The following is a 12,277-nucleotide window of genomic DNA, read 5'->3' on the forward strand; positions in this document are numbered from 1 at the left end:
AATTAAATTTGTGCTTCAAGCCTATTTTGTCGATAAGTAATTACAAACATAATAACTATCCAACTACTTAGTGCCAACCCTGCAATCAAAAGCATTGCGGGATTCCAATTGATATGATAGATGTCCGAATTAGGTAGCATTTCAGCTAAATTCTTCGCCTTCACATACCTTTTATTTTCCGTCTTATAGATTATTGCCGACTGATTCTCACCACTTATAGTGCTACTTGGTGTCCGCAATAAGTTGGTTTGTGTTTCGGGATTCGTGACTGTTGTGTCTGGACTAGCAATGACCGACTCAATCCCGGCCGTTTGTACGCCTGAACCCACTGAATTACTAGCCAAACTAGGTGTAGTTGCAATTACATTATCAGCTTGCTTAGTGGCTGAAGTCGTATTAACTGTACTTGATTCACTAGTGGCAACTTGATTACTACTGCTTGCATTGTCGGCTGGATCAGGAATTGGAGCAATGTTTCCAGATGCTTGCTCTGCTGATGAACTATCAGCACTAGTTGCTTCATTCGGGTCTGATATTGGTGTAGTATCCCCGGATGTTTGACTAGCTGATGAGCTAGCACTGCTAATCGCTGGGTTTATTTCTGCTGTACTAAGACTTGCATTTTGAATAGTAGCGTCTTGATTTTCTGATGGTTGCGCCATTTCTGGTAAATTAGTGCTTGCTACTGGTGCACTAGCCACGCTAGCAAGGTTATTAGCATAACTAGGACTCAAACTCAGTAAGCCTAGCGCCAAGCTAAAGAATAATAAGCTTATTCCTTTAAATTTAACCATATTTCTCTCCACTTATTTCATTAACTGTGTAATTTACTTAAGCGATTATACCCTAAATTATCTGAAAAAGTGCAGAATTGGTCTAGTTTGGGTTATTATTCACAGAATTATCTTTTTTTGTTCGTAATATCCGAACAAAACCATACTAATTCCCAGTAAATAAAAAAATCAATTTACCTGCGGCAAGTAGCCTAACAAGTAAATTGATTATCATTAATTACTGTTTACTTTAATTGTTTGCTAAACGTTCCATTGCATCCGCAAAGATTGCCATTGAACGAGTCAAATCAGCAACTGGGTAGAACTCGTTAACTTGGTGCATTGTATCAGGTACACCCTCAAACATTGCGCCAAAGGCTACTCCACGCTTCAACAAACGACCAAAAGTACCACCACCGATAACTTGCTCAGAAGCTGGCAAGCCAGTGTGATCACGGTAAGTTTGCAAAAGCGTTTGTACTAGTGGATCATCACCTGACACATAGTGAGGTCCCATTGCATGGCCTTCGTTGACTGCTTGGGCATCAAAGCCAGCTGGCAAAGCGGCCTTAACAAAGCCCTCAATTGCCTCAGCAGTTGTATTTTGTGGGTAACGGAAGTTCAAATTAATGAAGCCGTCTTCGCCAGCTGTGAAGCGTTGAATACCAACGTTCATTGATAGATCACCCATCAAATCATCGTGCTTAGCTGCCCCAATCTTTGTAGCCTTTGTATCATCATGAGCAGCATCACCTAAGAATGCCAAGTAACCCTTAGCATTAGCAGCAAAATCAAAGCCCATCAAGAAGTTAGCCAAATACGTTCCAGCATTTAGACCGCTTTCTGGGAAAGCACCGTGAACTTGCTTACCATTCAAAGTGAACGTTACTTGGTTGGCTGAAATTGTAGCACTTCCACTGATTTGTGGATTTTCAGATAAGTATGCATTAAATGCTTCCACTAAATCAGCTGCAGCTTCAGTTTCAACAACTGCGGTTGCAACACCAGGTACCATGTTTGGTCGCTCACCGGCTTCAAAGTTGACCAACTTGTAAGTTCCACCATTAGTTCCGGCAAAACGTACAACCGTTGAAACATTACCCTTTTCACCGTTAATGATTGGGAACTCTGCATCTGGTGAGAAGCCCATTGTTGGCTCACCCATTTCAGCAAAGAAGTCATCCATTCCAGTCCAGTCAGACTCTTCATCAATTCCCATTACAAAGATCAACTTACGCTTCAAAGGAATATTTAATTCCTTGAGCATCTTCATTGCATAGTAACCCGCAAATGAAGGTCCCTTATCATCAGATGCACCACGTGCATATAGACGACCATCTTTAATAGTTGGTGTGAAAGGATCAGTATCCCACTTTGTAAGATCACCCGCTGGCATTACATCCAAATGACCAATAATTGCAACTGATTCAGCTGCATCTTCTGGTCCAATCTCAGCATAAGCGACTAAGTTTTTGTAATTTCCTGTACGGAAACCATCACGCTTTGCAAACTCTTCAAATTTTAGCAAAGCTTCCTTTGGTCCAGGACCCAAGGGCGCGTCAGTTGTTGCTGCTGCATCGTCACGCACAGACTTAATTGCCAACATTTCCTTTAAATCCGTTAGCAAAGCATCCTCATACTTTAATGCTTGTAAACGCCATTGTGTCATATTCACGGCCTCCGATTAATTAAAAATTATCACTATTATACAACTCTAATCACACTACAAGCAAAGATTTCTTGTTTTCTCATAATTGTTTAGGCTATCAGCCGACTTGTAAGGTCTTACAATCAAGTAACTCTTTGTTTATTAGTAACGCACTTTTTCTCATAATCTTTTAAAACTACTGCTTTATTGAATTTGCCTGATTAATTTAATAATTAAAAACCGCCGAGTCAATTAAATCCTCCGCGGTTGGTTTTCACTAAGCCACTACGACTCAGCTAGGGCTACCAGATGGCCTCCCTAATATTCAATTGTTAAAGAATTTATCAGAAGTTTAGTCTGCAGGCCTAAACGTCTGTCACTGATAAATCCGACCAAATCATCTATATTAAACATTAACAAACGTTACCCACATTATCCGTTCATGACTGAAAGTCACCGCGCTTATCACTAAGCCCTGAAAAAGCGAATCGTGTCGGGTTAGGTAAATAGCTAAGATTTCTGCTTTCATCACTGAATTACCGTGACTATCAAATCTTGTACTTACACTAATTGCTAATAACACCAAGAGTTGTCAACATCAAGACATATGTTTATCGAATAAAATTCAGATACTTTCGTAGATCTTGGGTCATTACTGTGACACGCCCATGTAGGTTAAAGTGTGCAATGTAATAGCTGAAGTTGAGAATGAATTTTCTACCAAGCTCATTACCACCTTTCCTTTGGTACACCATTATACTAACACCAATTGTAATCGCTTACAAGATAAAGGTATCGAAAATTTGCTTAGTTGATACTTAATCGATTATTGATTAAATTTGTTATGCTTACCAAAGTGCCTTTTAGGCTTATAATAGAAGTATCTAGCAAAATAGGGAGACACCAAATATGACTGAAGAACTTACATCAACCATTGTCCATGAAATTATTCAAAAAAGGCCAGTAGCGGCCCATAAGGGAAACTTTGGTCGAGTTTTGGTAATCGCTGGGAACCCCCAATTTGGGGGCGCCGGCATCATGGCAGCAACCGCGGCAATTAATGCGGGTGCTGGCTTAGTTACTTTAGCCACTGATCCAATTAACTTCACCGCTTTACATAGTCGTACACCAGAAGCTATGGTTATTGATTGGCATGATGATGCTCAACTAGCTTTAGCAATTGAACAAGCCGATGTAATTCTAATTGGGCCTGGCCTAGGAACTGACGAATTGGCCGTTCATTTAGTTAAAAAAACCTTTACGACAATTAAAACCGCTCAAAAGCTAGTTGTTGATGGTTCAGCCTTAAAAGTTATGGCCGAGAACAATCTAGTTTTCCCCCTAAATATCTTCAGCGTGGCCACCCCGCACCAAGGGGAGTGGGAAGTGCTTTCTGGCATTAAGTTATCTTATCAAGACAACCTATCACTCAATAATGTTCAACGTTCAATTTTAAATATCAATGTGCTTGTATTAAAACAACATCACACTTTAATTATGTCTGAACTTGGTGAATTTCACTTAGGCATTGGTGGACCTTATATGGCAGTTGGCGGTATGGGTGACACTCTAGCTGGTATCATCGCCGCCTTCATCGCTCAATTTCCAAATGCAATTAAAGCAACTGAAGCCGCTGTCTATGTCCATTCGGCAATTGCCGATCAAATGGCCCAGCACTCTTACATTGTCAAACCAAGTATTATCGCAGATTTCCTACCAAATTATATGGCACGGATTAAAAATAATCTTGTAGAACCTGAAAACCCAACTAATTAAAGTTAGCGGGCTGATTTTTTCAAATAAGTAAATAATGGAGGTATAAACATGAAAGCATTAATTACAGGTGCAAATAAAGGTATCGGCTTTGGTATCGCCGAAGCACTTGGTAAGCGTGGAATTGAAATTTTAGTTGGTGCACGGAACGAACAATTAGGTAATCAGGCCGTGACAGAGCTAGAAAAGACTGGCATCACTGCTTCATTTATCAAAATTGATCTAAATGATTTTACAAGTATTCATCAGGCAGCTGATCAGATTAGTGATTTAGATTACTTGATTAACAATGCTGGCATAGCTGGTAATCTTGCAACAGAACGTGGGCCATTAGATATGGAAAAATCACCTTTTGACTACACAACCGCTGATTTACAACAAACGATTGAGACAAACTTTTTAGGTACGCATGAGGTAATTAAAAGCTTTTTGCCTAAGTTGACTCCAACCGCAAAAATTTTAAATGTAACCGTCCCAGTTACTGCTACTTACTGGCAGCCACTGGCTTATGTAACTTCAAAGGCGGCCCAAAACGTAATGACGATGGCGTTTGGTCGTGAATTTGAAAAACAAGGTAGTCAGCGTCAAATTTTCGGTGTAATGCCTGGTGCCGTTGCAACTAGCTTAAATGGTATGACAGCTACCAATGATTATAATAAGTTGGCAATCAAAACTCCTGGTGAAGCTGCTGAAAATATTGTTAGTTTCTTATTTGATGGTAAAAATCATAACGGTCATATCGTTGAATTTGATGGTAAAGAAGTTACCACATATGAAGGCCAACTTTTTGACTAATAACTGAACCACAGCTTTTAAAAATTAATATTATAAAAAAGGTAGGTCAACACTTCTTTGGAAATGTTTGCCTACCTTTTTTGAAAATATATGAATCACTTATACCTAAAACCGTTTATGACCAATAAATGGCACCTCAATGTTCAAAATGTGCTAACTACCATTTATCTAGCTCAGGCTTACCAACAATTTAGTTCGCGTAAGATTTTTACCAAGCTTGTGGATTTTCACGCCAACGATGCAATAATGCCAACTCTTCAGCGTTAATATCACCGTTTTTCTTGGCAACTTCAATCAAAGTCGAATAGTTTGTTACCACATAAAATGGTACTTGCGCACTGGCAAAGTTGATTTCTGCTGCTGCTAACTCATATGAAAAGATTGCAACGACACCCAAGACTGTTCCACCAGCGGCACGTACCGCCTCAACGGCACCCAAAACTGAACCACCAGTTGAAATCAGGTCATCAATTAAAACCACAGCCTTGCCAGCTACATCAAGCCCTTCAATTTGCTTACCAGCACCATGATCTTTAGGTTTCGAACGAACATAAATCATTGGCTTGACCATTACATCAGCCACCCAAGCTGCATGCGGAATCCCAGCTGTAGCCACGCCACCAATTATATCAACCGTTGGAAAATGCTGATTAATTAATTCGCTTAGTCCCTTGGCAATTGCTTGCCGGACTTTTGGGTAGCCAATGGTTTGACGATTATCAGTATAAATTGGGCTCTTGATCCCTGAGGCCCATGTAAAGGGCATCTTTGGTTGTAGTTTCACCGCCTTGATGGCTAATAAATTTTCAGCAATTTCACTTGCAACTGTCATCATATTCCCTCACTAAATTCTTGAATCACCCGCTCATAAGCAGCAACCGGGTCTAGCGCTTGCGTAATTGAACGACCAACAACCAAACCGGTTGCACCCATTTGCGCAGCTTTACCCGGCGTCATTACCCGGGCTTGGTCATTCGCATCATCGCCAGCCAAACGTATTCCTGGTGTAATCGTTTCAAACCCTTCTCGCGTCAATGTTTGAATTGCTTGGGCTTCATGTGCTGAACTAATGGTGCCAGCCACGCCAGCAACATCCGCTAATTGAGCCAAATGTTTAACTGAATCCAACAAGGAAACTGCCAGTTGTTGGGTTGCAATTAATTCGGCTTCCCCAAAAGAGGTTAACTGGGTCACAGCTAAAACATGTGGCGTTGGATGCCCGGCCTCTTGGGCACCAGCCTGGGCACCACGTTGAGCAGCCTCTAACATTTTTTGACCACCCGCCGCATGGACTGTAAAGTATGTCACCCCTAAACGCCCCATATCACGGGCGGCAGCTTCAACTGTATTAGGAATATCATATAGCTTTAAATCTAAGAAAATATCCGTGATTCCCTGAGCGTGCAACTGGTCAATTAAGACCGGCCCGGCTTGATAAAACAATTCCATACCAACCTTAACCGCCGGTTGTTCATCAACATTTGCAAATTGATTTAAGAATTGCGTCATTAAGTTTGCATTTGCAAAATCTAGTGCAATAAATATTGGTGCTTTCATTAGAAGTTCCACTCCAAACTACCTGTGGCGGCCTGAACTGAATCAAAACCATACCGTTTTAGCGCGGCTGGAAGTTCATCAACCAATTCTTCCATAATCTTTGGATTAACATGGTTCATCCGACCAACCTGAATGGCACTGGCCCCACAAATTAAGAAATCAATCACATCATCAACGTTTTCAATTCCACCAACCCCAATTACAGGAATGTCGACTGCTTGACTAGCTTCATAGGTAAAACGTAGTGCAATTGGCTTCATCGCTGCACCAGACAACCCACCAATCCCACGATACAAGAGTGGACGGCGACTATTACGGTCAATGGCAAGTCCTTTGACTGTATTAATCAAGACAATTCCATCCGCCCCTGCTGCTTGTGCTGCTTGCGCAATTGGTGCAATCGCCGTGACATTTGGCGTCAACTTAGCATAAATTGCCTTATCTGTGACGCTTCTGACGGCACTAAGCACAGCAGCTACTTGGCTTGGTTCAGTCCCGAATTCTAGTCCGCCATGTTCAACATTAGGACAAGATAGATTAACTTCAATCGCACTAATATTTGGCACCTTATCAAAGGCAGCCGCTAAACTTTGATATTCAGCCACGGTTGTACCAGCAATTGAAATCATCTGCGGTAGGTCTGGCAATGCACTTGCCAAAGCTGGCATAAAATCATTTACAACATTTACAACGCCTGGATTGGCTAGCCCAACTGAATTAAATACTGAATCGCCTTCAACCGTTAGAATCGTTGGTGCCGGATTGCCTTGCCGTGCTTCTACCGTCGTGGTTTTTAGGACCAAGGCACCTAATTTGTTCAAATCAAAATCATCTAGGTGGTCTAAACCATAATAGAAAGCCCCTGATGAAGGCATAATTGGGTTTTTCAAGGCTAATCCAGGCAGTTGTACTGCTAATGTTGCATCCATTTTTGTTATTCTCCTACTATTTTTTAGCTTGGTAGACAAGTTGTCCGTTGACAAAGGTAGCTTTGGTCATCCCGTAGACTTCACTACCGATAAAGGGAGTATTCTTACCTTTTGATAAAAATTCATCAGCCTTTATTTCATGCGCATGTTCTAAGTCAAAGAGGGCCAAATCGGCAATCATCCCGACCATGATTTGACTAGGTGCATTCAAATTAAAACTATCAATGGCATTGCGATTCATCCAATTTAACAATTGTTCTAAGGTCGCGATACCGGTCTTAACAAATTTGGTGTACATCAATTGAAAACTGGTTTCAATTCCTGTAATTCCAAAAGCTGCTCCCACAAAACCACCTTGCTTCTCGCTTTCACTATGTGGCGCATGGTCGGTTGCAATCATATCAATTGTCCCGTCTAATAGACCGGCCAAAACAGCTGCTCGGTCTGTGGCCGTACGCAATGGTGGATTCATCTTAAACAAGGCATTGTCAGCCGTAATCATTGATTCATCAAGCAATAAATGGTGTGGTGATACTTCAGCCGTCACATTTACGCCTTGTGCTTTGGCAAGCCTAACTAAAGCCACCGATTCCTTAGTTGATAAATGCGCCACATGATAGTGCACACCTGTAGCATAGGCTAACATTAAATCACGTGCTAATTGTGCTGACTCGGCTAAAGGCTCAATGCCAGGTAGTCCCAATTTTTGTGCTTGCGTCCCCGCATTCATCACCCCGCCCTTGACCAGACTTTCATCTTCCAAATGAGCAACCAACGGTTTGCCTAATTTTGCGGCCGTTTGCATTGCTAGCAACATCGTACTAGCCTTTTGTACCCCTTTACCGTCATTTGAAAAAGCAATTGCCCCCGCTTCAGCTAGTGCAGTTAAGTCGCTAACTTCAACTGAAGTTAATTCAGCTGAAATTGCCCCATATTGTTCGATGTGTACCTGCCCATCTTCCAAATTCTTAGCCTGCACAAATTTAAAAGCTTCAACAGTCGCCGGTACTGGATTTAAATTGGGCATTGCTAACACGGTGGTAAAACCACCCCGGGCAGCCGCTTGTGACCCAGTTAAAATTGTTTCTTTATAGGCAAAACCGGGCTCACGGAAGTGCACATGCACATCGACTAATCCCGGTGTGAGCAAAGCGCCATCCGCATTGATTACTGTGTCCGCAGTTTCTTGTAGCGTTTCAGCCAAGGCAACTACACGGCCTCCTTCAATCAAGACATCAACTAATTGTGTTTGATTGTCCCTGATTAAAATACGCGCATTCTTAATAAGCACGGCCATAATGCACCTCAGCTGTATCAACTTCTTCCATTGCATCGTCATAAAGCTTTGTCAAAATCGCCATCCGCGCATAAACCCCGTTTGTCATCTGTTTGAAAATCCGTGACTTAGCTGCTTCAACCAAACGATCGGCAATTTCTACATCACGATTTACTGGTGCTGGGTGCATAATGATTGCATGGTCATTCAAGCGGCTATAACGAGCCTCACTTAACCCAAAAGTTTCGTGATACTCTTGCTTTGAAAATTGCCCATTTTCACGGGGCGCCATCCGCTCATGTTGTACCCGTAGCATCATCATTACATCAAGTTGTTCAATATCTTCGTCCATATCAACCCAGTGACCAAAACGGTTAAATTCCGTTGGATACCATTCGGCTGGTCCGGCAAAAGTTAAGTTTGCCCCCAGACGTTGTAGAATTTCGGCATTTGAATGAGCTACTCGTGAGTGACTCAAGTCACCAACGATTCGGATATTCAAACCTTCAAAGTGACCAAATTCTTCATAAATCGTAATCAAGTCTAATAGTGATTGTGAGGGATGCTGTCCAGAACCATCCCCACCATTAACTAACTTTGGCAACAATGCTGAACGCTCGGCTAGGAGTGGTGCATACCAGTCATTTTGTGAATGCCGCATTACGACCACTTCAACGCCAATTGCCCCTAAGGTCTTAAGCGTATCAGCAATGGTTTCACCCTTACTAGTTGATGAAGTTGATGGATCAATCTGGATTGTATTCCAACCTAAACGTTGCTCGGCCATTTGGAATGAACTCTGCGTCCGCGTTGAATTTTCAAAGAAGAGGTTCGTTACATAATGCCCCTTCGTTGGTAGTTCAATTTCGCCATGCTTGTATGCCAAGGCCGTATCAATTAAATCAGCGAGTTCCTCATTTGATAGTAGGTTCAAGTTAGTAAAGTTTTCCATGAATATATCTCCTCTTACAGATGCAAGCCGATATTTGGACTACCTACGCATAAAAAAATCCGGAATACCAAAAGAGTACTCCGGAAGTCACACGTATTTTTTGATTTCTAGCACCCCCAACGGGTGAAAATCAGCAGGTGTTCCTTTCAAGTCTCTCGGACTCAATTAAAGGGCTTTAGTTGTTGTTAACATAATACGCTTTTTTACCAAAAAAGCAAACTGTTATTTTGCAAATACATCAGTAAAAGCCGAATAATATTGATGCTTGCCTTGCAATTGTTAACATGCTATTGTGAATAACAGTAAATTAAGCCAGCCTGTGATCTGGCATTTGGAGGATAATTTAATATGGATTTAGCAAGTAGTAACTTAGCTCAGCAGCGTGGCTACCAAACCAAAGCGGTGTCGCTAACCGCGTCTGGCTTTGGTTTAGAAATGATGGACGTGATGTTTTTATCATTCGCCCTATCATCAATCATCGCTGAATTGCATTTAACTGCGACCCAAGCTGGTTCAATTTCAACCGTTACTAACTTAGGGATGCTCTTGGGTGGTGTAAGTTTTGGTATTTTAGCTGACCGCGTTGGCCGCGTTAAAACCTTTGCCTTGTCAATCTTGATTTTCGGTATTGCGACTGGCATGATGTTTTTTGCCCATAGTTTAACTAGTATCTATGTTTTCCGCTTCATTGCCGGCATTGGTGGTGGTGGTGAATATGGGATTGGCATGACGATTCTAGCCGAAAGCTTCGCTAAAAAATCTCTCGGCCGGGTTTCTTCTTGGGTTGCCGTTGCCGGTCAAGTTGGTACCTTGGTTGCTGCAATGTTAGCAATGATTATCCTACCAAAACTTGGTTGGCATTACCTCTTCCTCTTTGGTTTTATTCCGGTAATTTTGGTCCTCTTTATTCAACGGAATTTAACAGAAAGCATCCCCACTCAAACAACCAGTAAGGTACAGCCTGGTAAGTTAAGCGCTTTGTTCCAAACCCCTGGGCTTGCCTATCAAACTGTTGCTTTGATGTGGATGGCAATTGTGCAAATTGCTGGTTACTTTGGCCTAATGAACTGGCTACCAACTATTATGCAAACCAAGCTTCATCTGACTGTAGCTGGTAGTTCAACTTGGATGATTGCGACAATCATCGGGATGTGTGCTGGAATGCTAACCTTTGGTCAGATTCTCGATCGCATTGGCCCACGCGTTGCCTACGGAATTTTCTTATTAGCTTCTGCTATCTCAGTTTATGTGCTAACACTACCAACTAATATGGTTGCTTTACTCTTTGCGGGTGCTCTAGTTGGCTACTTCTCAAATGGAATGTTTACTGGCTTTGGTGCCATTGTAAGCCGGCTCTACCCTGCTGAGATTCGTGCAACGGCCAATAATGTAATTATGAATACTGGCCGTTGTATTGGCGGTTTCTCATCACTAATCATTGGCTTTATTCTAGACCGTTACAATATCATGACCGTCATGCTTTTCATCTCTGTATTGTATATCCTAAGTTTCTTAGTAATGTTGACTATTAAAAACTTGCGGAATAAAAATTACTCTGCACTTTAAAAACTAACAAAAAAAGGCTAAGTCAAAACTCATCTATAAATGAGCATTGGCTTAGCCTTTTTAATATCATTAATGCTTTTGTAACTGATATTCTCGTAAAATACCTTCACGAACACCCGATGCTGAAAAAATAATTTGTTTAGCTCCGGTTTGTTTGATTAATTCAACCAATGGTAGTAGTCCCGAGATGATAATATCAGCCCGATTAGCTTCGGCACCCAAGAGTTTAGCTCGCTCAGCCTTAGTTAGTTCGACCATTTCATTAAAGGTTGCTAACACTTCACTTGCTTGCATTTCATAGCCATGAAAATTATTTGTTGCATCAAGCTGATGTTGTTGCCGATTTAAACGTGCTAAAGACCGGTTAGCCCCACCTAAAACAATAATTGGTAAGGTTAAAGCCTCGTCTAGCCAAGGCAAGCGCTCAAATTGCTGGCGGACACACTTTTGTGCTCGCATAATGTTGGCTGGTGTGATGAGTTCGTCACAATTTAAATTGAATTTCTCAGCCAAATTGACCGCACCAATTGGCAGAGAAATAAAGTTAGCGGCCATACAATCTTCGATACCGACTAATTCAACTGAAGCGCCACCAGTATCCAGTAGCCAAGCATCGTTAATTTCTAGTGCAGAAAGAGCTCCTAAATAATCGTAATAAGCCTCTTGATCACCAGTTAAGACCCGGATTTCAACCCCAACTGTATGATAAATCCGATCTAAAAACTCAATTTGATTACTAGCTTCACGCACAGCCGCAGTCGCAATTCCCAAGACTTTAATATCAGCATACTCAATATAATCAGCTTGAAATTCGACTAAAGCAGCCAGTACTCGATTCATCGCAGCATCAGTGAGAGCACCATCATTTTGTCCCATCCCCTCAGCCAAACGAGTATCTAATTTACGTCGCTTTAATTCTTGATAGCTACCATCGGCTTGCAATTCTTCAACTACCATCCGAGTTGAATTAGAGCCTAGATCAATAATTGCTAAATACTTCATAATTTT

At 41.6% G+C, this 12,277-nt stretch carries 11 protein-coding genes; 3 read left to right on the plus strand and 8 right to left on the minus strand.

Going from position 1 to position 12,277, the window contains the following annotated elements:
• Positions 1-2 precede the first annotated feature (2 nt).
• Complete coding sequence (locus tag TT13_RS04880) at positions 3-794, minus strand: RodZ family helix-turn-helix domain-containing protein (protein ID WP_027698962.1); 792 nt, start codon at positions 792-794, stop codon at positions 3-5.
• A gap of 229 nt (positions 795-1,023) precedes the next feature.
• Positions 1,024-2,442, minus strand: coding sequence for a dipeptidase PepV (gene pepV, locus TT13_RS04885; RefSeq protein WP_027698963.1), 1,419 nt, complete (start codon positions 2,440-2,442; stop codon positions 1,024-1,026).
• A gap of 888 nt (positions 2,443-3,330) precedes the next feature.
• Here pepV and TT13_RS04890 point away from each other — a divergent pair.
• Together TT13_RS04890 and TT13_RS04895 are read left to right on the plus strand one after the other, a co-directional pair.
• Positions 3,331-4,197: an NAD(P)H-hydrate dehydratase gene (locus TT13_RS04890; RefSeq protein ID WP_027698964.1), complete on the plus strand. Its 867-nt coding sequence runs from the start codon at positions 3,331-3,333 to the stop codon at positions 4,195-4,197.
• Positions 4,198-4,245: 48 nt separating this feature from the next.
• Positions 4,246-4,989, plus strand: coding sequence for an SDR family NAD(P)-dependent oxidoreductase (locus TT13_RS04895; protein ID WP_045476677.1), 744 nt, complete (start codon positions 4,246-4,248; stop codon positions 4,987-4,989).
• Between the two features lie 208 nt (positions 4,990-5,197).
• Here TT13_RS04895 and pyrE read toward each other — a convergent pair whose 3' ends face one another.
• The 5 genes from pyrE to TT13_RS04920 are packed head-to-tail and all read right to left on the minus strand — an operon-like array spanning position 5,198 to position 9,703.
• Entirely contained in the window at positions 5,198-5,824 is a 627-nt protein-coding gene (gene pyrE / locus TT13_RS04900) for an orotate phosphoribosyltransferase (protein WP_027698966.1), read from the minus strand.
• A complete protein-coding gene (gene pyrF / locus TT13_RS04905) occupies positions 5,821-6,546 on the minus strand; it encodes an orotidine-5'-phosphate decarboxylase (RefSeq protein WP_027698967.1) in 726 nt (241 codons plus the stop codon). Before pyrF ends, pyrE begins: the two co-directional genes overlap by 4 nt.
• A complete protein-coding gene (locus tag TT13_RS04910) occupies positions 6,546-7,475 on the minus strand; it encodes a dihydroorotate dehydrogenase (RefSeq protein ID WP_027698968.1) in 930 nt (309 codons plus the stop codon). Before TT13_RS04910 ends, pyrF begins: the two co-directional genes overlap by 1 nt.
• A 16-nt stretch (positions 7,476-7,491) precedes the next feature.
• Positions 7,492-8,772 carry a dihydroorotase gene (locus tag TT13_RS04915; protein WP_045476680.1) on the minus strand — a complete coding sequence of 427 codons (1,281 nt, stop codon included), beginning with the start codon at positions 8,770-8,772 and terminating at the stop codon, positions 7,492-7,494.
• Positions 8,756-9,703: an aspartate carbamoyltransferase catalytic subunit gene (locus TT13_RS04920; protein ID WP_045476682.1), complete on the minus strand. Its 948-nt coding sequence runs from the start codon at positions 9,701-9,703 to the stop codon at positions 8,756-8,758. Before TT13_RS04920 ends, TT13_RS04915 begins: the two co-directional genes overlap by 17 nt.
• Positions 9,704-10,051: 348 nt before the next feature.
• Here TT13_RS04920 and TT13_RS04925 point away from each other — a divergent pair, with 348 nt between their 5' ends.
• The gene (locus TT13_RS04925) at positions 10,052-11,269 is read left to right on the plus strand and encodes an MFS transporter (protein WP_027698970.1); all 1,218 of its coding nucleotides are present in this window, start codon (positions 10,052-10,054) and stop codon (positions 11,267-11,269) included.
• Between the two features lie 69 nt (positions 11,270-11,338).
• Here the strand turns inward: TT13_RS04925 and TT13_RS04930 are convergent, their stop codons facing one another.
• The gene (locus TT13_RS04930; protein WP_027698971.1) at positions 11,339-12,271 is read right to left on the minus strand and encodes a Ppx/GppA phosphatase family protein; all 933 of its coding nucleotides are present in this window, start codon (positions 12,269-12,271) and stop codon (positions 11,339-11,341) included.
• Positions 12,272-12,277 lie beyond the last annotated feature (6 nt).

The organism is Weissella oryzae SG25 (genome assembly GCF_000691805.2).
GTDB classification, from domain to species: domain Bacteria; phylum Bacillota; class Bacilli; order Lactobacillales; family Lactobacillaceae; genus Weissella; species Weissella oryzae.

Coding starts and splice junctions, on each gene's coding strand:
- pyrE (WP_027698966.1), bottom strand. CDS start 5,824: ATGATGACAGTTGCAAGTGAAATTGCTGAAAATTTATTAGCCATCAAG.
- pepV (WP_027698963.1), bottom strand. CDS start 2,442: ATGACACAATGGCGTTTACAAGCATTAAAGTATGAGGATGCTTTGCTA.
- TT13_RS04895 (WP_045476677.1), top strand. CDS start 4,246: ATGAAAGCATTAATTACAGGTGCAAATAAAGGTATCGGCTTTGGTATC.
- TT13_RS04925 (WP_027698970.1), top strand. CDS start 10,052: ATGGATTTAGCAAGTAGTAACTTAGCTCAGCAGCGTGGCTACCAAACC.
- TT13_RS04890 (WP_027698964.1), top strand. CDS start 3,331: ATGACTGAAGAACTTACATCAACCATTGTCCATGAAATTATTCAAAAA.
- TT13_RS04880 (WP_027698962.1), bottom strand. CDS start 794: ATGGTTAAATTTAAAGGAATAAGCTTATTATTCTTTAGCTTGGCGCTA.
- TT13_RS04930 (WP_027698971.1), bottom strand. CDS start 12,271: ATGAAGTATTTAGCAATTATTGATCTAGGCTCTAATTCAACTCGGATG.
- TT13_RS04910 (WP_027698968.1), bottom strand. CDS start 7,475: ATGGATGCAACATTAGCAGTACAACTGCCTGGATTAGCCTTGAAAAAC.
- TT13_RS04920 (WP_045476682.1), bottom strand. CDS start 9,703: ATGGAAAACTTTACTAACTTGAACCTACTATCAAATGAGGAACTCGCT.
- TT13_RS04915 (WP_045476680.1), bottom strand. CDS start 8,772: ATGGCCGTGCTTATTAAGAATGCGCGTATTTTAATCAGGGACAATCAA.
- pyrF (WP_027698967.1), bottom strand. CDS start 6,546: ATGAAAGCACCAATATTTATTGCACTAGATTTTGCAAATGCAAACTTA.